This window comes from Pseudomonas sp. EL_65y_Pfl1_R83 (assembly GCF_963970695.1).
Classification (GTDB): domain Bacteria; phylum Pseudomonadota; class Gammaproteobacteria; order Pseudomonadales; family Pseudomonadaceae; genus Aquipseudomonas; species Aquipseudomonas tritici.
The window spans coordinates 1-22,991 of sequence record NZ_CAXAQI010000030.1; the positions used below are offsets into that span (position 1 = coordinate 1).

General features: G+C 50.8%; 25 protein-coding genes and 1 riboswitch. Of the genes, 15 read left to right on the forward strand and 10 right to left on the reverse strand.

All coding sequences use genetic code 11. The features are described from left to right. Positions 1-436 precede the first annotated feature (436 nt). From AACY08_RS27090 to AACY08_RS27100, 3 genes are all read right to left on the reverse strand, one after another. Positions 437-2,014: an ATP-dependent nuclease gene (locus AACY08_RS27090; protein WP_339472197.1), complete on the reverse strand. Its 1,578-nt coding sequence runs from the start codon at positions 2,012-2,014 to the stop codon at positions 437-439. A 215-nt stretch (positions 2,015-2,229) separates the two neighbouring features. Continuing rightward, on the reverse strand, positions 2,230-2,436 hold the full coding sequence (locus AACY08_RS27095; RefSeq protein WP_017337041.1) for a hypothetical protein: 207 nt from the start codon (positions 2,434-2,436) through the stop codon (positions 2,230-2,232). 18 nt (positions 2,437-2,454) lie between these two features. After that, entirely contained in the window at positions 2,455-2,862 is a 408-nt protein-coding gene (locus AACY08_RS27100) for a hypothetical protein (protein WP_339472198.1), read from the reverse strand. 272 nt (positions 2,863-3,134) lie between these two features. On the opposite strand from AACY08_RS27100, the gene AACY08_RS27105 reads away from it, so the two are divergent. The 3 genes from AACY08_RS27105 (at position 3,135) to AACY08_RS27115 (ending at position 4,651) form a co-directional block, all read left to right on the forward strand. Next, complete coding sequence (locus AACY08_RS27105; protein ID WP_339472199.1) at positions 3,135-3,644, forward strand: DUF7693 family protein; 510 nt, start codon at positions 3,135-3,137, stop codon at positions 3,642-3,644. A gap of 134 nt (positions 3,645-3,778) precedes the next feature. Continuing rightward, the gene (locus AACY08_RS27110; RefSeq protein ID WP_339472200.1) at positions 3,779-4,270 is read left to right on the forward strand and encodes a hypothetical protein; all 492 of its coding nucleotides are present in this window, start codon (positions 3,779-3,781) and stop codon (positions 4,268-4,270) included. A 171-nt stretch (positions 4,271-4,441) separates the two neighbouring features. Beyond that, on the forward strand, positions 4,442-4,651 hold the full coding sequence (locus AACY08_RS27115) for a hypothetical protein (protein ID WP_339472222.1): 210 nt from the start codon (positions 4,442-4,444) through the stop codon (positions 4,649-4,651). 473 nt (positions 4,652-5,124) lie between these two features. Here the strand turns inward: AACY08_RS27115 and AACY08_RS27120 are convergent, their stop codons facing one another. Beyond that, on the reverse strand, positions 5,125-7,839 hold the full coding sequence (locus tag AACY08_RS27120; RefSeq protein ID WP_339472201.1) for an NB-ARC domain-containing protein: 2,715 nt from the start codon (positions 7,837-7,839) through the stop codon (positions 5,125-5,127). Between the two features lie 644 nt (positions 7,840-8,483). Beyond that, a complete protein-coding gene (locus tag AACY08_RS27125; protein ID WP_339472202.1) occupies positions 8,484-8,939 on the reverse strand; it encodes a helix-turn-helix domain-containing protein in 456 nt (151 codons plus the stop codon). Between the two features lie 157 nt (positions 8,940-9,096). Between AACY08_RS27125 and AACY08_RS27130 the strand changes: the two genes are divergently transcribed. From AACY08_RS27130 to AACY08_RS27155, 5 genes are all read left to right on the forward strand, one after another. Further along, positions 9,097-9,492 (forward strand): DUF6957 family protein, encoded by a 396-nt coding sequence (locus AACY08_RS27130; RefSeq protein WP_339472203.1) that lies wholly within the window; start codon positions 9,097-9,099, stop codon positions 9,490-9,492. A gap of 40 nt (positions 9,493-9,532) precedes the next feature. Continuing rightward, entirely contained in the window at positions 9,533-10,003 is a 471-nt protein-coding gene (locus tag AACY08_RS27135) for a hypothetical protein (protein ID WP_339472204.1), read from the forward strand. A gap of 2 nt (positions 10,004-10,005) precedes the next feature. Continuing rightward, the gene (locus AACY08_RS27140) at positions 10,006-10,395 is read left to right on the forward strand and encodes a hypothetical protein (RefSeq protein WP_339472205.1); all 390 of its coding nucleotides are present in this window, start codon (positions 10,006-10,008) and stop codon (positions 10,393-10,395) included. Between the two features lie 590 nt (positions 10,396-10,985). Further along, positions 10,986-11,603: a hypothetical protein gene (locus tag AACY08_RS27150; protein ID WP_339472207.1), complete on the forward strand. Its 618-nt coding sequence runs from the start codon at positions 10,986-10,988 to the stop codon at positions 11,601-11,603. A gap of 42 nt (positions 11,604-11,645) precedes the next feature. Continuing rightward, positions 11,646-11,834 carry a hypothetical protein gene (locus tag AACY08_RS27155; RefSeq protein ID WP_339472209.1) on the forward strand — a complete coding sequence of 63 codons (189 nt, stop codon included), beginning with the start codon at positions 11,646-11,648 and terminating at the stop codon, positions 11,832-11,834. A 43-nt stretch (positions 11,835-11,877) separates the two neighbouring features. On the opposite strand, the gene AACY08_RS27160 is transcribed toward AACY08_RS27155, so the two are convergent. Next, positions 11,878-13,338 carry a Shedu immune nuclease family protein gene (locus tag AACY08_RS27160; RefSeq protein WP_339472210.1) on the reverse strand — a complete coding sequence of 487 codons (1,461 nt, stop codon included), beginning with the start codon at positions 13,336-13,338 and terminating at the stop codon, positions 11,878-11,880. A 173-nt stretch (positions 13,339-13,511) separates the two neighbouring features. On the opposite strand from AACY08_RS27160, the gene AACY08_RS27165 reads away from it, so the two are divergent. Next, positions 13,512-13,814, forward strand: a complete 303-nt coding sequence (locus AACY08_RS27165) for a nucleotidyltransferase family protein (RefSeq protein WP_339472211.1) — start codon at positions 13,512-13,514, stop codon at positions 13,812-13,814. Here AACY08_RS27165 and AACY08_RS27170 read toward each other — a convergent pair. After that, positions 13,804-14,253 carry a hypothetical protein gene (locus AACY08_RS27170; protein WP_339472212.1) on the reverse strand — a complete coding sequence of 150 codons (450 nt, stop codon included), beginning with the start codon at positions 14,251-14,253 and terminating at the stop codon, positions 13,804-13,806. The two genes, AACY08_RS27165 and AACY08_RS27170, sit on opposite strands and share 11 nt — an antisense overlap. A gap of 467 nt (positions 14,254-14,720) precedes the next feature. Between AACY08_RS27170 and AACY08_RS27175 the strand changes: the two genes are divergently transcribed. From AACY08_RS27175 to AACY08_RS27195, 5 genes are all read left to right on the forward strand, one after another. Then, complete coding sequence (locus AACY08_RS27175; RefSeq protein WP_339472213.1) at positions 14,721-15,056, forward strand: hypothetical protein; 336 nt, start codon at positions 14,721-14,723, stop codon at positions 15,054-15,056. Between the two features lie 149 nt (positions 15,057-15,205). After that, a riboswitch (Fluoride riboswitch) is annotated at positions 15,206-15,267 on the forward strand. Positions 15,268-15,405: 138 nt separating this feature from the next. Next, positions 15,406-15,789: a fluoride efflux transporter CrcB gene (gene crcB, locus AACY08_RS27180; RefSeq protein ID WP_339472214.1), complete on the forward strand. Its 384-nt coding sequence runs from the start codon at positions 15,406-15,408 to the stop codon at positions 15,787-15,789. Positions 15,790-15,921: 132 nt separating this feature from the next. Next, the gene (locus tag AACY08_RS27185) at positions 15,922-16,290 is read left to right on the forward strand and encodes a hypothetical protein (RefSeq protein ID WP_339472215.1); all 369 of its coding nucleotides are present in this window, start codon (positions 15,922-15,924) and stop codon (positions 16,288-16,290) included. 61 nt (positions 16,291-16,351) lie between these two features. Beyond that, positions 16,352-17,521 (forward strand): DUF3800 domain-containing protein, encoded by a 1,170-nt coding sequence (locus AACY08_RS27190; protein ID WP_339472216.1) that lies wholly within the window; start codon positions 16,352-16,354, stop codon positions 17,519-17,521. Between the two features lie 175 nt (positions 17,522-17,696). After that, entirely contained in the window at positions 17,697-18,374 is a 678-nt protein-coding gene (locus tag AACY08_RS27195) for a hypothetical protein (protein WP_339472217.1), read from the forward strand. A gap of 243 nt (positions 18,375-18,617) precedes the next feature. Here the strand turns inward: AACY08_RS27195 and AACY08_RS27200 are convergent, their stop codons facing one another. Then, the gene (locus AACY08_RS27200) at positions 18,618-19,385 is read right to left on the reverse strand and encodes an SIR2 family NAD-dependent protein deacylase (protein ID WP_339472218.1); all 768 of its coding nucleotides are present in this window, start codon (positions 19,383-19,385) and stop codon (positions 18,618-18,620) included. A gap of 327 nt (positions 19,386-19,712) precedes the next feature. Between AACY08_RS27200 and AACY08_RS27205 the strand changes: the two genes are divergently transcribed. Further along, positions 19,713-20,618: a hypothetical protein gene (locus tag AACY08_RS27205; protein ID WP_339472219.1), complete on the forward strand. Its 906-nt coding sequence runs from the start codon at positions 19,713-19,715 to the stop codon at positions 20,616-20,618. A gap of 323 nt (positions 20,619-20,941) precedes the next feature. On the opposite strand, the gene AACY08_RS27210 is transcribed toward AACY08_RS27205, so the two are convergent. Continuing rightward, a complete protein-coding gene (locus AACY08_RS27210) occupies positions 20,942-21,319 on the reverse strand; it encodes a hypothetical protein (protein ID WP_339472220.1) in 378 nt (125 codons plus the stop codon). 266 nt (positions 21,320-21,585) lie between these two features. After that, positions 21,586-22,991: DUF5677 domain-containing protein (locus AACY08_RS27215; RefSeq protein WP_339472221.1), on the reverse strand; the 1,406-nt coding region annotated here is incomplete at its 5' end.

Below are 22,991 nucleotides of genomic sequence, written 5' to 3' on the forward strand. Positions count from 1 at the left end.
AATTAATCCTGCGTTGCTGCCTGCCTTAAGGGTGGCCGGATGAGCGTGGAATGGGTGGCCGGATCATCTTGGAATCAGTGGCCGGATGTTTATGGAATAGGTGGCCGGATGGCCGTGGAATCCGCACATAGAGGCTTCTGTGAGCACCATGGACTGTATTGAGGTGGTGGCTTGGCGTCGGTTGCGGACTGGCACTTCAGTGCGCTACGTGTGCCTCCAGTCTACGAGTACGGGGCGATTCGCTGTCGCGACCGCAAGCCTGTTCTCGGACGGCGCGCATAGTCTTCCATCTTGGATCGAAGCCAACACCGCCAAGCACGTCGCCAATGCCATACAGAACGATCATCTGCGCTGGTTGGCTACTGTGAGCGAGGCGATGGATGCTTGGGATGCAGACCTTTGATTGCCTCGAGGCGATGCTTGCCGATGCTTGTGTTTACAACTGCCATGCCTCAATAGTGTTGAAAAGCCTTTCAATCTGAGTTGGCAAGTCGGTTTGTGGGTCATGGCTATGGCTGAAAGTGTTGCCCCCAGCTACGAACTTGTCGGCGATTGTGACTTTTGAATAGGTAGTAATCTGCTTTAGTCTAGCGCCGAAAATCCGATAATGCTTGTCTCGAAAAGCTGCTGGCAAATAACTTTCAATCGTATAGCCCTCGGTCACCCAGCAATATCCCGTCTTCGACTCATGTTCAGCAATGTCAGCCCAAACCTGATATTTGACGCAGTTTTGGTTAATGCATTCATCAGTGCCGTCAGCTGCGCGCTGAAAGTCTAGATCTCGATCCATAACTACTATGGAATTCCTGTTTATACTGAATATGTCAATTAATCCTGGCGTAGCATTTGATGTGAAATGGCCGAGCATAGAGCCGCCGTAAAAAACGAAGGAGAAATCAAGATTTTCCATCGGCATGGATTTACCATGCGTCGAGCACCAGAGCGAAAGCCAGTGCAAAATGTAGATACGATCAGACGCCCCTTCGACCCATATCACGCCGTTGGCTTGGAAAACATCACTTGGTTTTATGCCGAGCCCTGACAGAGCCCTTGCAGGTGATGTTAATTCTGATAATGCGTAACCATTGACTTCAAATAGCTTTGTGTCCGGTACAGACCAGCTTGATATGTCGAGAAGCACAGACGAGTGCGTAGAGATGAAAAGCTGAAGGTTCTTGCGGGTGACGATTTCAGAAACCCTAGCCATCATGAGTCTCTGAAGCGTTGGGTGCAGGTGGACTTCAGGCTCTTCGATGACACATATCTGGTCATCATTAGCAGAGTTCAGCCATCCTATTAGTCCAGCAAACGCCCGCCATCCAGACGGCAGCATCTTTATTGGGATATGGTTGTACTGACCTAAATCATCGTTGAGATAGACACCAAACGTGTTCTTATCAAGAAAGCTAATTGGGTTGGCATACTTGTAGGTGTCATCTGCATTCGGAGGCCTTTTATAGTCTACTTGGTCGGGCTGCAATGGGTGCGGCGCGAGTCCCACTAGATGCTTGCCATCATTATTGAGCGCATTGATGATTTTATGAATACAAACTCCGCGCTCGTCGTGTGAAGAGCGAAAACTAATTATTGCCTCTAGTTTATCTAAAACCTTTAAAAGCTCTTTTGGCGGTTTCGACGATTTACTGTAAATGCTTCCCTTGAATAGGTGTCTGTCATCTCGTGTGGTAACGGCTATGTATGTGCCAAATTCATCAATATCTAGCTTGTTGAATACTGAAGCTACCCAAGTTCCATTGTCAAAGTAGATGATGGAAGCCGCCACGGTAGTGGATCGCATGTTTTCACGAGCAATCGTTTTTATAATCTCAACATCCTTGAGTGCGCGCACCATATCTAGCACAGTTGACTTACCGCCGCCGTTGGGGCCGACGAAAATATTAACCTTTGAAGCTTTGACTTGAGGAACATCACGCGGATTGAGGGAGTTGGTCTGCATGATGTTATTGAGGTAGAGTGTTCGAAGCCCCAACAGACCAAAACTTTTAATATGCAAGACTGTATTCCTTTACTGATTGATTTTGATAGGCGCACTCATTAGGCATCTTCTGAAAATGAGCTCCCGAGCGGTGCAGGCGTCACGCTCGTATTGTACCTAGAGAGACGGAAGGAGAGGTGCTTGCAGGAGTTGTAGTCGCCGGCACCGGCAGCTTTCACACTGGTGGGCTATCCGCGATATACAGGAAGAAACATTACGGGCTGTGGTGAGGTTTACTGAAACCAAGGCCCCCAGGTCGGCGGGTTCTCAACGATGTCGATTGAGGTGCTGAGCTCGTCCTGAATGTGTTCAAAAACTCTGTCGAGACTTGGATGAGCTTTCGACTCTCGCAGGGCAGTCACTACTTCCAGTAGCTCCCGGCCTTGGGCTACATGCATTTGGATATCGCAATACACGGTGTCATCGCTGTCTCGTTCCACGTCTTTTCTCCGTCTGCATCAATCCAGCTTGGGCTTACTTCTGGCAGATCTGTGTGCCTCGAGGTGCTGCATCTCTGATTCCCAACAAGCCAGGAATTTATACCAGTCCGCAGCGTAAGGCCCATCTAACAATCTGGTCGACCCGATACTCGCCTGATTGAAGCGCTCCCTCCAGGGCTGGGGGATAGTCTGCTCCAAAATGATGTCGATTCCGGAGTGGTGATACTGCACGGTGACACAATCCCGAAGCTGGTTGAGCTCAAGTGCCTTGTCAGCATGAGGGGAGTCTTTTCGCTCTTGAAGTTCAAGGTCATCAAGAATGGATAAGGGATCAAACGCCTTCGAATCGCCTGGAGATATGTTCGTAAGCATCCACAAAGCCTTTCGTCTCTTGGCCTCCAGTTCGCGGAGTTCATCGTCGGGCATTTGAGTTACCTCTTGTTGGCGTTGATGGCATGCCGCCTGCGGCGTCAGGCTGCCGTGAATCGAGCCGCGCCAAGGCGTGTCTCGCCCCTGCGGGCTCGCATCCCTCACGCCTGCGCGCTCCGCTTGCTTGGTGTCTGAGCCTCTGTGAAGCATAGATCGCAACGCATCCTACCCTCATGATTCGGAGCTCGGCATCGCTATTCGAAGCGTTCTGTTATCGTTCTAAAAGTAATTTAGTCGCTCTTAGTCATCAGCCTTCTGGGGAGCCGGGAATGGACACAACTCGACGCGTACCAGGCAGAGCCTTCCAAACGGTTCGCGATCCCGAGCGTCTTCTAATCGAAGAGCGTGCCGAAGCTCTAGCCGCCGCAGGCTACCCGCTGCCAGATGATGATCCGGCTATGTACGCTGAGCAATTGTTGAAAGAGGCCAGAGTGGCAGCTCGTTCGTCGCAGCTAGCTGGCGCTGCCAAAGAGGCTCCACTCTCAGCGCGAGAGGTCAGCCAAGTGCTGAGGGAGGTAGCTCTTGGGCGGCTAATTATGGTCAGAGCCTGCGAGCGGGAATGGGAAGAAATTTATGCGGAACGCTTCAAAGTTAATGTCGAGGGTTGGCAAATGTCTATTCATAACGACCGCTATGAGCTGGGCTACTGCGAAGAGTGCATAAGCCCTGACGGGCGGCGCTGGTCTTTAGACTCGGGAGATCGCTTTGGCACAGATCCCATTGCGCTGCTTAGCACTTGGGAACATCAGACACTCGAACAACTGTTGAAAACCTTGTAGGGCATGTTCATTTCAGCCTGTCGTTACGATAGATTGGGGTCGTCTTAATCCCCTCTAAGGTTTTATGAAAATTAAACGTGAGCATGCCTCACCTTTCACAAAGTTATTGGCGCAATCGCTACAAGGAGCTATTTATGTGGATTTTGAACTCGGGGAGGAAACATTTTTTAGAGTTTCTTCGCAATACGTCAATTCAGTTTTTCCTTATGGTGCTGGTTGCCATATCCGCAGGAAAAGCCAATACGCTCATAGCAAAACAGCGCTATGGCGACGCAGCCACCATGGGGTTGATTTGCTTCCTCATATTCTTGTTACTTTATCTGGCTGCCCACGCCAACATTAAAAACTTCTTTATAGAGTTTAGGGCTGGAGCAACCCCCGGCCTTGATCCGTATGTTAAGAGTTTGGCTGGGCAAGACCTCAAGCGTAAGAATCGTCTGACTTTCGCTTATCTGCTGAAATACGGAAAGTCAGCTTTCGTAGAGGCATGCGTGCTGGTAATAGGTATTTACTTTGTCATGATATTCGGATTTTTCTATTCCGTTGAAAATGCACAAAGCTTTATGACTAAGGAGGACGGCAAAGGCGCTGCCCTAGTTAAAACGGGTCGCCTTGACGAAAAATAAAACATAGCGGTGAGTTCGGGCTGTATAGCATTCGATGGCACGTCTTCGGGTTTTTTGAACGGAGCGTTGATAAATGAGGGGAACATCCCGCCGTCTTCCACGGCTTAAATTGCCCGTCTTACCTTCGTCCTTTCCGCTGCTATGCTGGTTTTTTGACTAATAGAGACGTGCATCATGACCGAATACTCGCTATCAGATGTGCTGGAAAGGATGTACCAAAACCAGCTGGCCCTTGAGGCTGCGCTCATGGAGCTGACCCTCCAGGTTGAAGCCCAAGGGCATGCGGAAGTCGGCGACAACCTCCGTGGCGCGCTTTACACAATTGGTGAGAACGCGGGCCACATCAAGCAAGGTCTAGCCCGCCTCAGCAAGCTTCCGTGACCCAGCCGCTATTTGATTTTGATCTCAAACGCGTTTCGCTTGAGCATTACATTAATGGGAAAGCTGGTATTAGTTTTCTGCAATCTGAAAGCACAACTTGTGGGGGGGGGGGCACCTTTTTCGTACTTTGATCGGAAGTCGGGCGTAGTGAAGGTGTCTCTTGTAGGTATGCACCATCCTGATACCACTCGCCCATTTTGCGACGAGGGCGTTATCGACGTCGATAATCAGCTGGCTAAGCTCGCTTACCTGTAAAAAGTCAACAGCTGGTATTAACTGCAACACTGATTTAATGCGCGTGCTGACTTGGGAGTAAATCGCCAAGTCAACACGAGTCAAGTAAAAGTAGTGGGTTGCAAATCTGATCGGGTCAACGATATATTCGTAATGGGGCCACTCGGGTGCCTACTCTAGCACCCACTAATTTAAGTGCTTGCGAACATTGTCACGGTTGTAGCCTTCAGGCAAAATGTCTAGAGTTTCTGTATTGAAAGGGCACAGCTTCCTTTGTCATATGCACCTTCTACAAAAGAAACTTTTACATTTAAGTAATCTATATCCAGCATGTTATTCGGGTCGAGTTCCTTTCGATGAAAAAACAAAGTTCGGTTTTCCGAGTTATATATAAAACCGTAAGAAACCCCAGTATTAGATCTCACAACCCGCACCACAGTGCCTTCAACTCGAGCTCCGGTAAGCTTGGGCTTTGGTGGAGAAATCCTTTGCAGAATTTCATCTGCTTTGTATGCGTTCTCAGTCCCACATATTGATTTATATTTTTCAAGCCCCGCTTTCAATGTTTGCAAGGATTTAGCATTGAAATATGAAAAGCGATCATCAATGGTACTTAAAATTTCCAAAGACAGGCTAGTGTCGGCTGTCTTTTTATAAAATGCCTCAGACTCCAGTAAGATTTGGCATAACTTATTTACCGTTCCGTCATCAAAATCTTTAGTGTGAATAGCGCCTGAGAGTATACTGACGGCACGCCCGATATTTGTTTTTGCTGACGACCAGTCGTCGTCTCTGATGGATTGTGCGGCCATGCGTTTATAGCAGTTCGATGCTTGGTCATATGTGCTAATTCTAAATTTTCTATGCCTGGCATTTTGTTCTGGGAGTAACTCCTCATAAAGATTAGCTGCAAGGGAATAATCACCATTCAGCGTTAATACCCACGCCTTGCAGGTTCTTAATGCAATGTCGGAAGGGTCAATCGACAGCGCCTTGTTTATTTGTTCCTTAGCGCGAACAAAATCATCTTCATGAATCAAGAATTGTGCATATGCATAACGAGCAATGGCGGATTGAGGATTGTACTCGACTGCTTTCTCAAGTTCCGCCTCAGCTTTAAATGGCGAAGTATCCTTAAGGATATAACTATGTATTCGATAACACTCCGAAAATTCCGGCATTATGCTTTTGGCTGATTTTATATATTCCTCTGCAATTGGAGTATTGCCTTTTCGAGCTTCAACCAAAGCTTTCTTCAAATAAATTGCACAAATTTTTTCGTCGCGATTAGACCATGTTATTGCATTTAAGTCGTAATTATAATGATTCTGTATTAAATTGGACTCTTCTAGGATCCTAGAAAGTTCCTTTCTCTTATTTTTCACCAGCTGATAAAGCTCATCGGGAACTGGCCTTATACTGTTGATGTATTCTTCCGCAACACCAGTAAGTCCATACAAGCGACTTTCCTGGTTGTTATTATCCAGTACAGATTCTAGCATGCTCGAGTTATACAGTTGATTTAAAGCTTCCTCAATGGCTGCCTCTGATTCTTCGTCAAGGAAGAAGCGAAGCTCAACTGCGGATACAGGCTTTCGCAAGCAAGCGATAATAGATATCACTTTCGTTTCAATTGGGCCTAGTCGATCATATAGATTCTCAAAACAAAATCTCAGTGCATCCTTGAAGTTTACACCTTCTTTATTTATCAAATCGGCAGGACTGTTTCCAGCCGCTACTGCTAGAACGTACCATTTTATCAGGAGCGGGTTGTTGTAAAGCCTCATGCAGAGTTGCTTCAATGCTTCATTTTTCTTCGTGGCGAGGGACTCAAGATTGAGGAGTCTCGACATATTTCGCATGAGCTCAATTGACGGTTTGTCATCCAATTTGTCTAACTTATAGCGATATTCAATCTCACCCAAACCCATTCTCGTAGTTATAAGAACTCGAGATTTATTAGGGATGTTCGCTAAAAACTCTCTTACCTCTGAAGATGAGATGGTTTCAAGGTTATCAATACACAATAAAGTTCTGAATTCAGTCATGTATTCAGATACTTCAGTTAACGCAGATTCCAAAGTTTCCGTCGTCCCCCCACCGAGATTTTTACTTATATCTTGAAATAGACCTGAACTGGAACTGATGGCGTTCTGGATCTGTTCTACGCCGGTGACTGTTAGCCTGTTCGTCTTTAGGGATACCCAAACTATAATCTCATAAAGAGGAGGGGCTTGGTTTTCATCCTCACAAATTTCTAGAATGTCATATAGGCATCGTTGTGCGAGCGCTGTTTTACCTATTCCACCCTCACCAACTATCGAAATTACTTTGGTATTCGAAGCTAGAAGCCTGTTTATCGATTTCCTATCCTTGTCTCTCCCCATAAAGCCGGTTTCATCAAACTCAGGAAGAGGAAGGTTATTATATATAGACTTCTTTGAGGTGCGCCAAAAGTCAGGAATACTTAACGATAATGCGAAAGCCGGGTTGTCGAGGTTTTTTCGCGCTTCGTTAATATTCTTCCAGTCCTGCCTGTAACCTTTGCTTGTGAGGTCTTGAGTGAAGTCAAGTAAATCTATAAAATCGTTGGGCTCGAGCGGGCGCGAGTGGCATACGCGATTGCGGCATCTGGAAAGCTTTTCTAGTTGCGCGGCTATATGCTTTATATCGTCTTTCGTAAATGCATCTTGCTTTTCACTTATTTTGTTTAATATCTTACTTAGGTCATAAAAGTCGATAAAATCAAGGAGGTCTGATAGTTCGATTTCAGATGAGACGGGATTCTTTTCGTGCTCTAAATATCTAGCTCTTGCTGAAGTAACAACATCTTCAGGTAGCGCGCCTTCATATCCATCTTTTAGTTGAAAAGTAATTATATTTCTGAGGTCAGACTCTATAGCGGATATCAGCGAAAAACATGACATCCGTGTTGCGTAATTTCGACTACCCATGTGAGGCCTCGTAGAAAGTATACTGGGCGCGGGGGTGGGCTTCCGCACTTCTGTATTAATTCAGTAAGTTATTTAAAATTATCCCCCCGTCCCTCTGCAGCTAGGGGCGTACAAGAAGATTATCATCATCGTGAACGCTGGGTGCTCACTGTTTACCCATCAAGGTGCGAATTCTCTGTGCCACTGCTAGGTAGGTGTTACGAATGAAACCGTAGCTCGGGCAACCGAGGTGGTGAAGGGCAGCGTTTAATTGCCAGCGACAAGGCCATCAATAACCTACCAAGGGGATTGAGTGTCATTGACCGTAAACCGTTAGGGGCCTATCCCTCAGTGGGTTTAATCACCATTCCGAGCCTCGTCTGTATCTCCTTCGTTGGGGGCAGGCACGATCTCTTATGGCATCGAGTAGGGCCTGGAAGTCGCGCTCCGCTCACTGCCTTACTGCGGGTGCTGTCAGCAATCTAAAGCCGTTCATTAATTTTCTTCGTCATAACGCAGAACCTCCCCCCGCACTCGACCATGACCACATCAGAAATGCGGATCAAATGAGCATCGCCAAATCGACCGTACCGATCTTTTCGGTTGTGGTCAAAACCCACACCGATGAAATCAAGAGCTCTAATCTAAGCCTTTAAGAGGTCGGCTTACCTGTCAACGTGCCACAATCGCCCAACAGTGCTTCTAGGTAATTCCAACTGCCGGCAGACCTCTGCCTGGGAAAATCCTGCTGCCTTGAGTTTGCGTACTGCCTCGAGCCTTTCTGCGGCTGCGATTCTCTGTGGTGTGGTGATCTTCTGCGGCTCGGCAGGCAGCGCTTCATCAAGAACTCCTAACCGCATGAGTTCTATCATCGATTCATTCAAGACAGAGCGTGCTGTCTTGCCCTCATCGGCTGCGGCCACCAGTGTGAGCAGCGACAGAGGCGTTAGGCCCAGCGCATGAGCCAGATCCGCACTCAGATCAATGGTCGGTGTCGTCGTCGCAGCCTCCAAGCGGCTTATGTGAGCCTGGTCAGCTTGATGCTGGAGATCTGCTTGCGATAAGCCATTCCGAATCCTCAGCCACTGTAGCGTCGCCGCATAAGCCTTCCGCAGGGACATCCAACCTACCTCTCCCAAAAAGAGACGGTATGACGCGTTTGATAGATCCCACACAAATGCATATAATCATATAGATGGGATTTCTGGTTTGTTGTCCGGTATTTTGCGTGTTCGTAGAGCCTGATTTTTGGGTTCGCACCATGAGGATCATCAATTTATGGGTAATTCTTCGGAGCATGAGTTGCTTCGCGAGGGTGAGATATCGTCCTTTGGAACAGAGCTGCCTCAAGCCGAAATAGAGGCATTGGTGGCGGATCGTTTCGGTCGGAAACCGTACTGTTTGGTCGAGGGTTGGCTGATCTTTCATGTGGACGAGCCTCCTGAATCGCTCGCCAGGGTGCGCGCCATAGGCCTGCAGACAATGTTCCTCTATTCCCATTGCGTCACCTACGACAGCCAGGGCCGGTTCCCTCCAGGGGGCTGGGTACGCTCGACCCTGTGCAAGTCGTTCGACGGCGTTTGCTTGTTCGAGACCCGTAATACGGTGTATGCCCTAGTGGGCAAGGGGCGTGAGATGACCGCATCGCTCAAGACAATATTCGGCTTATGTTAATCGCAGGCGCTAAGCAGGCCTGCTCCACACGAGATACACGATGTTCAGGATTAGCATGCAAGACCAAGCCGGCCCAGTAGGGATGTTCGGCGACGGCTTGGCGCACTTTCACGCGGTGTCACGATCTCTCACAACGCATTGGTATCACGTCTGTCTCAAACGCCGGCATGAAGAGCGATTCGTGGCCTATGAGGAGATGGTCAGCGATGAGCCCCGTCTTGTAGAGCTACTCATTGCTCAGAATGAGAGCTGCGTTGTCCAGGAAGTCCAGGTCGTAACACCTGGCTGGATGAACAAAGGTTCGGGCTGGAAGATGGAGCAATTGACGTCTTTGTCGATGGGATTCAACCAGGTAGAGGTGCCGATCTGCGTTCTTCAGGTCGAGAGCGGTGATGTGTACGTCAATACACATCAGCGTGATCTCGATGTTGGCTCACTGACTGGGTTGAAAGAGCTGTATCGGCGTAGTGCTGTGGTGAATGGTGTGCATTGCACCTTTGGGGCAGCGTAGTCATGTCAGAGATCCACACCGTTGCGGTCGACCTGCACGTAAAGCGTTACTCGGACTTTGACCTCATTCGTATCGCAAAGGCTGTCAGCCACGATTACGAAGGTTTGATCACTGCTTACCTAGTGAATGTGCATATCCATGCGTGCAGCGCCGTTGGCGTTGTATTTGGCCACCTTGTAGCGATATCAGATCCGCGATTCTCGGATGGTCGACTACTCCGGACTTCGGACATTCAGAGCGTGAAAAAGGAGGGCCGCTTTTGGGTGATCACCACTGTCAACTCCAAGTACGTCATTGCGACCTTCCGTCGTGATGTAGGGCGACGAAGCTTGCGTGAATTCCTGCGCATTGCAGGTGATCGGTACATCTCAACACCTAGTCGTCTGCAATAGCCGTCGCATTGTTGTTTGGGCTTGTCCCGTTTCGGGGGCAGCTGTCGTGAACCAAGCTCCGCTACGGCGGATCTTGGCCCTAGCGGGCTTTCATCCTCAAGCCTGCGGCCATCCATGACCTGCGCGCTCCGCTTGCATCTTTATCGAGCAAGTGGCTCCTCCTTCCCATCGCTCTTGGAGCGGACTACGACCTCTACGATACCCATCAGAAAACGCTACTGACCCTAGCACAACCGACCTTCCTCTCTACTCTTTTAAGGTGCCTGTCGGCTTTCCTTCGCTTGCTGCTGACGACATTCGAGCACGTCACATTTACCTCGACAGGGTCGAAGACTACAGCATGATCGGTGCCGGGATTTATCAGGTGACCTTGTGCTTATCGACCGTTCAATGTCTCGGGTGGGTAGGGAGGAACACGAAATTCAGGCTAAAGGTGAGTCGATCTGAATCCATGGTGGAGCTAAACTCGGAGTTTTGGCAACGGCTGCAGAGGATCCGCTGTCGAGGGATCGGGAATACACCGTTATCATCTATGATCACGCACAAGCGAGCATGTGAGGGGCACATTTCACAAAGGCATTGGAGGAAGAATGGATCAGCCTAAGCGTGAGCGAAAGAAGCCTCGAGGCACTGCATTAACGTTGCAGGTCGGCCCTGAGGGTGCTGTATGTGTAGAGAAAGAGCTACCTGCGGGGAAGCCCGAAATTGAACAGCACTTTGCTGAGATGTTCTGTACAGATAACCAAGGGATGCGGCCTCATTTTAAGCGGTTTGGGCGCTTTGATAATCTGCTCCCTCAGAAGGAAAACGATCTCGATTTCACAGTAGAAACTGACTTTGGTGTGAAGTGGCTAGAGCTTGCCGAGTTTGCCCCTATACAAGAGGTCGGACACTATAAAGAGTCCACCGGGGCTTGGAGCGGCAGTGAAATGGCCGAGCTCTTTAAGAAACTCGTGAGGAAGAAAAATCAAAAACGTTATGGGGGCGACGTCATTCTCATGATATATGCGACCCACGATCATTTCTGGGTTCCTCCGCCCATCATCAGAATGATGCCGTCGATGCTGCAAGGCGAAGGTCTCACTCTGGAAGCCGTGTACATGGTCTCGCCGCATGGAACCATCCTGGAGGCGTGGCCGGGTGATCCCGACAGTCAGGGCCCTATGGGGCTAGGGAACGTTCGCCTTGGGATTCCTCCACTTAGTTAATCAGGGCGAAGAGGAGATACCGGGACGAAAGATCTAAGCAAGGTGCTCACGCCCGACCACCCCTTGTACCCCGAGGCCCTGGAAGCGCTGAAGGTCTACCATCAGGCCAAAGCTGATGGGGTCGTGGGGATGGAGTTGGAGCGTCTGCGGTTGATGGCTGAGCATCGTTTTCAAGCCGTCACTGATTATCAGCTTCGAGCCCTGGATGGGCCGGCAGAAGAAATTCATTAGTGGTGCGCATCGCTCACTGGGCGCAATTTTGATTGCCCTAGACTCAGAATAGCAGATCTTCCTCGCTGATTGGCTCAGGCTCCACCGGCGGCTTGGGCCTGAGGGCTTGGTGGATGCTTTCTAGTCGTACTTGGAGCTCATCAAAAGTCACCACCAATACATCCTTCAGGCCGCTTCGATACTGCTCGAAGGCACGCTGCTTAGCCAGATCCTTGGGAGTTCGGCCAATGATGACGATTGCCGCAATGGCGTGTGCGTGAACGCGCTGATCAAGCTCCTGGGACAGACCGAAGACCTCCCGTTGGAGCACGCTGCGTTGGCTAATGATCTGACCGACGGCACCGCTTAGCTCATAGGAAGGCACGAATGTCTGCCGGTATGACTGACCGAGCAGCTCAGTCTGAGGATGCTTGATCTCGATGAGGGCAAGATTTCCGGTTGCTCTGGCGGCCATCAGGAAATCCGAGAACTGACCGCCCCGGCCACTGAATCCTTTACCGCCAATGTATGGCTGGTCTGCAATCTTCTTCACCGGATACCCAAATGCCATATCGAGCACGAATGGGTGTTCGCTTAAGAACCGCTGCCATCGAGGTTCGCTTACCTTGTTGTCCATCATTTTTCGATAGATCTCAATGAGTTCTCCGAGTGTAACCAGCTCGATTTCTGCCTTGAGATTGAACAGTGAGTTGGGCGCAGATTTAGCAAGCGCAGGAACGTTTTGCTCCGTCAGCTTGGCTGCCTGCTGTTGATCTTTAGGCGAAAGCCGAGGCGATAGGGATCCTAGAGAAACCAAGTTAGCGAGAAGGTCAGGGGGCAGCTTCCTGGCGCGTGGAGGATAGAGCTCAGGCGCAGCTTCATGAAGCAGGCTTGTATAGCAGGCAAGCTTCTTGTCAGACGCTGTCTCCCGCTGGTGGCGCTGGGTTAACCGATCCAGGCTTTTCCGCAGTTGCTCTAGACGATCAACGCCCAAGTAAAACTCGTAGCCTTTGAGTTTCGCATCGTTGTGACCAGTACCACCGTGTATCACGATGGTATCAACCCTCTTTAGACTGCTCAGTGCCTGGACGATGCACCTGTATTCGTACTTGAGGCCAAGGCCGTAGCGCCAATCCGTATAAAGCCCTTCCGGAAGTCCATCGAGCAATTCGTCTACTTCGTAAGGAGTGGCTGGATGGGAGTACGGTGTATAAACAGGTCTTGTAATGATGATCGACCTGATTCCGTGATATCGGGGCTGACCGTACTCGGGGTGTTCGGCTCTAGGGTTGATGGGATAAATGGTCAGGTAAGACGGTGCAACCTCCAGCAGAAGGTGCCAACCTGGCTCATGCTCTGCCAACGCGACGTCGCTGTAATAGACCCTAGAAATCCCATATATCTCTTCACCGATGGACTCGTACTTTTCATCTGACTCGATGGCCGAGAGATCTTCCTCGCTCAAAGCCCCAGTGTCTTCGAGATCAAACCGAAGGAAAGGCCCTCCGTCGGTGCGCTGCTGCATGGCGTACTGCGAGGGCCGCATAGAAGGCATAGTGCTGTCGTCCCTGATCAAGATAGTGGTCGCCGAAGGCGTTATACCGAGTCTAACGAGCCGCTTGAGCTCCGGAAAGACCGGCACCAAAATGCTGATTCGTCGAGGGCATCGATGAGCGCCTGTGGCTCAAGGAGAAAGGTATGAGGCCCACTGACGCGATACGAGGAAAGGAAGGGGAGATTCGGCGCCTCATCGAAACCTATGGCTTCACCGAGCCCAAACTCTTCGGCTCTGCCACTCGAGGCGATGGTCACGAAGGGAGTGACCTTGATCTGCTCGCCACCATCCCTCCAGCAATGGTCGGCAAAATCTCCCTGTTCGACATCGCCGGCCTCGAAGACGAGCTTCAGGCCTTGGTGGGTGTGCCGGTCGACTTCCACGTGAGCAACAACATGCCTGAACACCTCAGGCAATCCATCGAGCGTGAGATGGTTACGCTCTAGCTGTGAACATGCTTGCGATGATCCTGGCGTCCAGCAGAGCATGGTGAGGCAGTTCTTCCCCATCATTCGTCGCGGTAAGGGTTGTGGCATCAGTAGGAAAGTTTCTGACGTTCTTGGGCCATTTCCCATCGTAATAGGCGAGCTCGCAAAACAGCTCCCAGTCGTAGGCAGGTGCGTCAGTGACAATCTCGAGCTCTTCGTCGTAGGTTGCCAAGAACCGGAGGAGCGCCGACCTGGCCTCGATGGTCGGCATGGCGTACTCACCTCCCCAGAGCTGCTGCAGTACGATCTCCTTCACGAAATCACTGCAGTCTTCTTCTTCCCAAGTATCGAGCAATTCCACGTAGAATTCGCGCCCATCCTCAGCTACCAGTGCGAGTGATATCAGCTTCGCTGCTGCTGATAGATGGGTAAATTCGCAATCAAGAAAGACCATCATGTTGGTAGAACTCCACAATGGCTAGGGCTCGCCTGGATATGGCGCAGGAAGGTCAGCTATGGGAAATGGCCCTCGAACATCTTGGCTCAGACGGACTCCTCCAAGCGGTCATAGAAATGTGGAGCCGCGCCGCCCCTCCACCCAGACCATTGGTTGAACACCTGTCCACCAATGAGGTGAGTCAGGACGTCTTGAGGATACTGAAAATTGCCCAGCTGCGGGTAGGTGCCATCGTGCCAGGTCGAACGCCTGATGCAGGCACTGTCACATTATACGCTCGTCACGCTAGCAATTTAGTTGATGGGCTCATTACACGATTGCCGAAGGAGCAGCTTTCACGAGCCATGCGAGGCTATCGTGTTGAAATAGAACTGGGGATTTGACGTCTACGCACGCTCCCCAGAGATAGCAGTCAGCAATGTCGTATAGAATTTGTCGAGCGAAGTGCCGCCCCTTTGAGATGTTCTATGAACTCTGAATTAACCGAAGAAGAAATGCATCGTGCCCTTTTCGGTACGCCTCAGCCCGAAGAGCAGCTGTCTGCACCTCTAGTAAAGGAGCCTGTGGAAGAAGTTGTGCCCGCGAAACCGGTAGTTGCTCCAGCAGCCAAGAAGAAAGCGGCAAAAGCTTTTACGCCCAGGCTCAGGGTCAAGCTTCGGGTTGGGAACGAGTTTGAGGGGAAAATGATCGAGTTGATCCATGATGCCGACACGTTGAGCTCATTGCTGGCTGAGCAAGAGGCTGTGAAGGCGGCTAGGAAGAAATACAAGTATGTTGAGGTCGTATCGGTTAAATCGATGTAGACGCGCCAACTGACCTAGTTGCGCAAAGGGTAGGCCCGTACCTTGATCACTGATCAAGCATCTTGCCTCGCCAAAGGCGCCTTAAGATCGCTCGCATGCATGGCTCTTGATGCTATTGACGCAGATGCTATTGACGCAGATGCTATAGGATCAGATCAGGAGATGGCATTCCTCCTTTAACCGCCTTCGTGCTGATGATGCCTACGTGAACCCTGGACAGGGTGCGTAGGTGTGCCTCCCTGTCCTCCAATTTAGGACAGGATATGATCTTACCCTTCGAGTCTCGATTTCTTCTCTGCACCTGCCCTCCGCCTGTTATTCCATTCAGGTCTGATGAGGTGTGCTCGCCATGCTGAATTCATTAATCGTCATCGCCGTTGGCGCTTCACTTGGAGCTTGGTTGCGTTGGCTCTTGGGGATGAAGCTGAATGCTCTGTTCCCAACGATTCCTCCAGGCACTGTGGTCGCGAACATGGTTGGGGGTTACATCATCGGCTTGGCCATCGCCTTCTTGGCCGCATCTCCGACACTAAGCCCAGAGTGGCGTCTCCTAATCATCACGGGCTTCTGTGGTGGGCTTACCACCTTTTCCACATTTTCAGCCGAGACGGTTGTCTTGATTCAGGAAGGCAGATTGGTCTGGGCGCTTGGCTCAATTTCGTTGCACGTTGCAGGCTCGTTAGCGATGACCACTGCCGGGCTTCTGTCCTACCAAATGATTGGTGCTCGCTGAGGATATAGAAATGAAAGGCTATAGCTGGCAGCTCTCGTTCCTGAGCGAGCACGAAAGCAGATGACTCACCTAGTGATGGCTTTTGGCCTCGATGCCAGCTAGATTTGGAGCTTTCTACGATCAAGGAAGGATATGAAAAAGCTCATCGCAGTCATGGGGATGTGTGTCGCACTTGGCGGTTGCGCTACGTCGCACTACACCGCAGGCCGAGACTTTCCGTCAGTAAGTGTAGCGAGCATCACCAAAGGCAAAACCACGACGTCGGAATTGAAATCCCTATTTGGTGAGCCCTACGCCAAAAGCGCTGTCAGCGAGACTGACGAGAAGTGGGTCTACACCTACACCAATGGCTCAGCCCATGCCCAAAGCTACGTGGTCACCATGAAGGTGACGACTACGGGCACGCAGAAAACTCTCGACGTCTTGATCCGAAATGACGTGGTCATCAACTACACGTTCAGCGAAGGCCCTGCTCCAGGCACTACCACTGCGACGAACTAAGTTCGCCACCTTGCCATTAGGCGACCCACCGCGCTCAGTACGTTGTTGATGGAGCGAGCTCATGGACAGAACATATGCCTTCGTGGATGAGTCCGGGAATTCCGACCTTGATACGTCAAAGGGAGGAAGCTCGGGCTTCTTCATCGTGTGCTCCATTCTGGTGGCAGAGAAAGACCTGGAAGCTGCTTATGCCCAAGCTGAAGCACTCCGCAAGCGTCATTTTCAAACAGGCGAGATCAAATCTAGCAATCTGAAGCCCAAGGATTCAGATCGCCGTGGTCGGATCCTCAACGAGCTAGCCGAGCTGCCATTCAAGCTGTATTTCACCGTCGTTGATAAGTCCCGAATTCACAAAGACGGCGGCCTCCGTATCAAGACCTCGTTCATAAAGTACGTGAACGGGTTGCTCTATGAACGTTTGTTCCGCGCATACCCTGACCTCCAGATGATCGTAGACGAGCATGGTGGCCAGGAATTTCAGGAGAGCCTCAAAAGCTACGTTGCAGAACGGTTCGTCGACGACCTATTCGGCGATAAGGATGCCTTCCAGACGATGGCCAGTAAGGACAATGTTTTGGTTCAGGTTGCAGATTTTTTTGCTGGCTCAGTCGCTCAGATCTACGAAGAGAAAGCATCGGAAGAAGCAGTTCTTGCCTACAAAAAGATCCTACGCAGCCTGACTCTTGGAATGCTTGAGTGGCCATCCAAGTACCAGTCTCTTCTGCCACCGCCGACGGATGAATCTGGGTATGCAGACTACCAGGTACACCAAGAAGCTGTCCGCCAGGCCGACCGCTTTAGCGAGCGCGTTGGTAAGCACCCCGATGAAGATGAGCGACTGCAGCTAAGCATCTTGAGGTTCTTGAGATTCCAGAGCGAATTCGTCACCAAGGATTACGTGCTTACTACGGAGATTATGGCCCATCTAAAAGATAGCGGACTGGGAGAGGTCAACGGTCAGAGAATCCGCTCCAGTGGCATTGCCAAACTCCGCGATGCGGACGTCATCATCACAAGTGCGGCGAAGGGTTACAAAATTCCCCAGACACGTGCGGACATCAACGACTTCCTAGAGCGGGCATCAGGCATCGTCGTCCCTCTTCTCGAGCGCGTTAAAAAAGCGCGCGATGTGTATCGGCTGAGCAGTCGAGGAGAATATGACATCGTCACTGCCAACCTTGCTGAGCTAGCCAAGCTGCTCGGTGCGCTCGAGGCATTTGCAGATGACTGACATGTGCACTCATGCCGACGCCTAGTCGGCTGAGCTGCAAGATATTCTCGATTTCGAGAGCGGCTTAAACCAAACACGGCTCTGACTGGCACACAGTATTTCCTAATGACAACATTAATGTACCCTAATTAAATTCTCAAACCACACCGTTAATTATGAGTCAAATGGAGACAACATGCCAATCACTGATCTTAAAGGAAAAGACGGCTTTGAAGTCGATGACTACTTTTCAAAAAAATCGCTGGAGGGTCTAGAGGTTTCAGAACTAGCCTATCTCCACTTGAACATGATAACTGCAAAAAAGCGTCTATCAAATACAGCAGTATCTTCCAGCTTGTACGATTTGATGGAGACGGCCAATGCATCCTTCAATAATGCGAGAACCAGAATATACACACCTCTTCTTTCATGTTTTTCAATATTGGATCAAATCGGTGGAGCATATAGCAGCCATCTAAGCACTTCTGACTTCCAGGCAGGAGTTAAAGTTGCTCTAGCCACTTTTGGAGATTTCACAAAAGAAGAAATAGAAAAGATATATTCGCTTAGAAATGGCTTGTATCACGACGGAAGCCTTGTAAACATTAGCAAGCATGGGAGCGCCAAGGTTGTTTTCCGCTTGTCAGCCGAGTCATCAGATAAAACTATCACTCCTCCGGAGATTGAATGGGACGGAATTTATCACGACAACCTGGCCAAATACGTCACAAAAATAAATACAAAGATGTTCAGGGATGATGTTTATGAAATTGTCAAAAAGTGCAAAGCTGAACTTCTCGACGGAACACTAATTATGAAAATAAGTGACCCCAGAGAGTTTTTCTATAAGTTCTTATTTGCCGCCCCTCTCTGACACTGCCTACACTAGAACTCTGGTGAGTTACTCGGATCCACACTAGGCTACGGAGATATAAACCTATAATTGCCGAGATTTAGGGTGCGTCGTCCAAGGGCACGGTGCTTTCCCCTTTGGGCCGACGGGTTGAGGATGGAAGCCCGCAAGGGCCAAAATCCGGCTCCTCTGGGTTTTGGTTCACGGCAGCCGTACCCCGCAGGGGGCAAGCCCGAAAACTGAAGTAATGTGAACCACCATCGACTACGAGACAGGATGGTCGCTAAAAGCTTCGTGTAGCAGGGTCTGCATCATCACCGAAGCAGGGCCTTCAAGAAAGTGCTCTTGGCTGCTGACATCGAAGCGCACAGGGTTGACGTGTACGACAGTTGCCCCCTGTCCCAACGCTCGTAGTGGGAGCTCTGCAGCTGGGTAAACAATCCCGGACGTACCAATCGACAGAAATACATCACACCTTTCTGCAGCAGCGAGCCCTACGCTCCAAGAGCCTTCCGGCAGCATTTCCCCGAACCAGACCACACCAGGCCGAACATACCCGTTACATACGGTGCATCGCGGCGGCTCAATCCGACATCCACCCTCAGGCAGGGCGTCAGAAGGGAGAGGCAAGGTATGCGCTCGTCCACAATCGATGCACCGAGGCGAGTGCAGGCTGCCATGCAGATGAATCACATCCTGGCTGCCGGCTCGCTCATGAAGGTCATCAACATTTTGAGTCACTACGGTCAGCTTAGGCACATGCTTGGCAAGCTCAGCGATAGCGAGATGTGCCCCGTTTGGCTGCGCCTGGATAACCTTCAGCCGGCGCCACTCGTACCACCCCCAAGACAGGCTCGGGTCTGCACGAAATGCCTCAGGGGTTGCCAAATGTGCAGGATCAAACTTATCCCAAAGTCCACTCAGCGCATCTCGGAATGTTGGGATGCCGCTTTCTGCTGATGCACCAGCGCCAGTAAAGACCACGACGTGCTGAGCCTCCCGCAACCGCTCAGCGAGGGAACTGATAGTCACAAACTAACTCCTTGAGATGCCGCAGTTGATCATCGCTCACGCGGCCTGAACCCGCAGCCGAATTCGAATGAGGCAAATTGAATTGGTTGAAGCCGCACCTTACCTGGTGCCATTCGGATGCTCTCCCCAGTTTAAAGAACTGAAAATATAATATTGCGAAAGCAATCAACGATGGGTAGCATCCACGTAAGGTCTAGAGAACCATCCCCTCCCGCCCATCTTGGGCACGGTAAATCTCTGTTGAACAATTCTTTGCTGCGCTCCTAACTGAGCACTGAATGGCAAGGGGAGGCCCCGTTCTTACATGTGCTCATCATGGAGAAAGGTATGCCTGCTCTCAGCGTTGCCGAAGCCAAAGAATTAGCACACTACGTAAAACACTCTCACGCTCACATCTTCAATACTGTACCGCTCGGGAAATGGCTGACAGCTATATCGCGCGCCTGTGGGTTCCGTGACTGGAACGTGATGAGCGCCAAAGCACCGAAATTACCCGATTCGGCCATTGATAACTGGGGAGACTCTGGTCTCGGTTTTGCCGTTGTTAGCGCGCCGGGGTGTGCGACTTCCCATCACTTGATCCATGATCGCAGCAACGCCTGGAACATGGTGCAAGTCGCCGAAAAACTAGCTCAAAGGATTGCCAGCGGTGGAGAGCATCGGTTTTCAGGAGCGACTTCAAAGTTTTCGTTGCCAGACCCAGCCGAATCTATCGAAGACTGGCCAGCTTTCAACCTCCCCATACGAAGAAAGCATTCCACAGCGCTTCCCCCTGTGAAGGTCACGATAGCGGACGGAGATGTCACCATTTGGCTCTGGTGGCTAAGTCCACGTTACCTGCTTCGCGCAGGCTATCCAGGTGAGCCGGAAACCCTCGCCTTCTACTCTCTGCATGAGCAATCCACGACTTCCAACAATGAGTGCGTTACAAGCTCATTTTTGCGTGAGCTGACCGGTCAGGTTTTACCAAAAAGGCACTGCTACTACTGCACCGAGCTTCCAAACGAGCGGCACATTTACAGGCTGATGCTCGTTCAGGAAGGCAGTCGTGAAGGGCAAGCAACCCAATACGCTTATGACAACTATGATTCCGCAGCCAAGCAGAAAATAGCGTTGAACTCGAGACTTGGGTTGAGTCAGCGGGATGCGCAATCCGTATCAGCGGTATTCGCCCAGTACGATCCTTACTATGAAGAGGATTATTTCGATGACTACTCGCACAACAACGACTAACTCAGCCATTGCCAGCTAGGAATCAATCTATATGTCAACGTATCACTATCAGTGCCAACATTGTTATTGCACCACCAGTATGTGGGAGGTGGAGGATGGCGAAGACAACTACTACGGCGGAGCCATTGAAGACTGTGGATGTACCTCGCACCATGGTAGTCAGGATGACGATGATGACTAACGCTTGACGCTCATAGGTCATGACCGTAAGCGGAGCGCGCCGGCCCTCTGGGCCAAAGGCCTGAGGATAGAAGCCCGCAGGGCCAAAACTTGGCGAAGCCAGGGTTTGGTTTACGACAGCCGCACCCCGATAGGGGGCGGGCTCAAAGCAGGGATAACAGGCTTTGACCAGCACCGTGAGAAACCTGCACGCGTTTGAAGGCTACAAGGTTTGTCAGAGGAAGATCGTTTACAAGCCGTTCCAGATTCAGCTCATCTCCGGGCTGCAGGATAGCTTTGATGGCTGAACCAATTGCCTGCCTGATATCGGCTTCTGGCGGCACAGGTTCACCAGGTTGGCAGACCTTTGAGGTCTCGCTGAGATCGTAGAAGCTCTTGTAGCCCAAGCCCTGGGCGAGAGCTTTTTGAGCACCCGCAAGCGAAATTGAGGCCGAGCCATACCATTGATCTTGCAACTGCTTTGCCAGGCTTTTGAAATCACGATTTCGGATCAGATCGTCTGGATAGACTGGGACTCGCATAGCAGTTCTCCGGTATCTACAAAGCACTGGGACGACGGATACCCATTGCGGAAGTGATTGAGCGCAAGGTCAGAACTGCGGCAGAGACCGGCGCTGCGTTTGTTCCACTGGATGAGCTGTTCAAACAATGACTAAACAATGCTCGAAATTGAAGGGGTCATTTAATGTGCCCGAAAAAGGTCACAAAGCCAGATTTACAGGCTTAATGTACCTTTTCGGGATCATTATGAGCCTGCAGATCAGTCCTGTTACTCTCAAGCCTTAGCCTATGTGGACTCCCTAGTGGCCTGTGCATTGTTCTCGTCATCCCCTGGTACACCTTCGATCTCGAAGCGCGTATCAAATACTGGATACGCAGTGCTCACATCATCAAGGATGGCATTTACCAAGTGCAGCGCATCAGCAACGGTAGGTTCTAGCATCCGGTGGTATGGCAGTGGGATGCGATGGAAGCGGTGCAGAGGGTTCAGGCAGTGAGTAAAGTTACTGTCCCTTATTGCACCCCATTGACCATGGACGAAGCCCGAGGCCCAACCGTAGTACCTGTCGTAGTCATCCTTCGTGCCTGACTCCTCTGCTAGCCTGCGAAGATCTTTACCGGCCCAATGGCCCAGATCAATCTCCACGTACTCTTGGAAGTAGTCTTCGTTAGCCAAGGTCTCCAGAGCCTTTTGGGTCACAAACCGAGGCTTTTGGCCGGCCATCTCCTCGTGCTTGAGCAGAGCCAGCTTGGCTTGGCCTGCGCCATAGGAGCGGAATTTTTTCCACATCTCGTCGTTCCCACAGCGTACTAGGTAAGCCAGCGAGATCCTGCACTCAGTAAGAGATCGAAGCAGTAGCCTGCCGGTAATCGCTGAACTCAACGGGCCCATGCTCATTTCGGCCAAGCAGGCGAGAGCGAAGAACCCGAACCCAAAAATGCCATCATGTTTCTGATTCAGGCCGGTGGTGCTCAAGCTCGTGAACCAGTGAGCCAGTAAACCTTCGCGGACATCATTGATCGTCTTGCCCAAGATTTTTGGGTCATGGGCAGATCCGCCTCTGGCCTCCAACGGAGCTGGGAGGCAATGGGTACGTTCCAGTGTGTAAGCCCAAAATAACTCCGGCCAAAGGTTAGGTTCTTGATCCGGTTTAAGGCTGATTACAGCCATTTCCATGGATCTGATGGAGGGGCGGACTGATCTCATATCTCCCCGGTGTGGATATTCAATAATTTCTTGAATCCGCTCCCTCATTTCCTCCATGACGAAGATTTCCCCTAGCCCTAGCTTGAAGAGCACGCTTAACCAGCGCACATCCGTTGCTTCTTGGGACTGGTGGTCAAAGGTTTTCAATACCGCTAGGCCAAGGGTCTGCCAGTCGTCCTCGGTTGCCTCAGCAGCGAGTGCTGCTTTCCACCACTCTCGACCTGGAAGGTTCTCAAGGAGCAGCAACGGACGTAACGCTTGCAAGCCTGAATGGCAGTGAAGCACCCGGCTCACGAGGCCGTCGAAGAGTTCTCTCGGCTGGTTCGGTAAATCAGAGTGGCGAAGCGACCAGCCCAGCGTGCGCATTCCACGCCATCCGGCCACCCAGTCCACCAACATCCGGCCACCCTTTCCACGCTCATCCGGCCAGGCAGTCGGAGCGCAGCGACGCAGGTTTGCATTGTTAGTCTGAAGTCCCTGTCGTC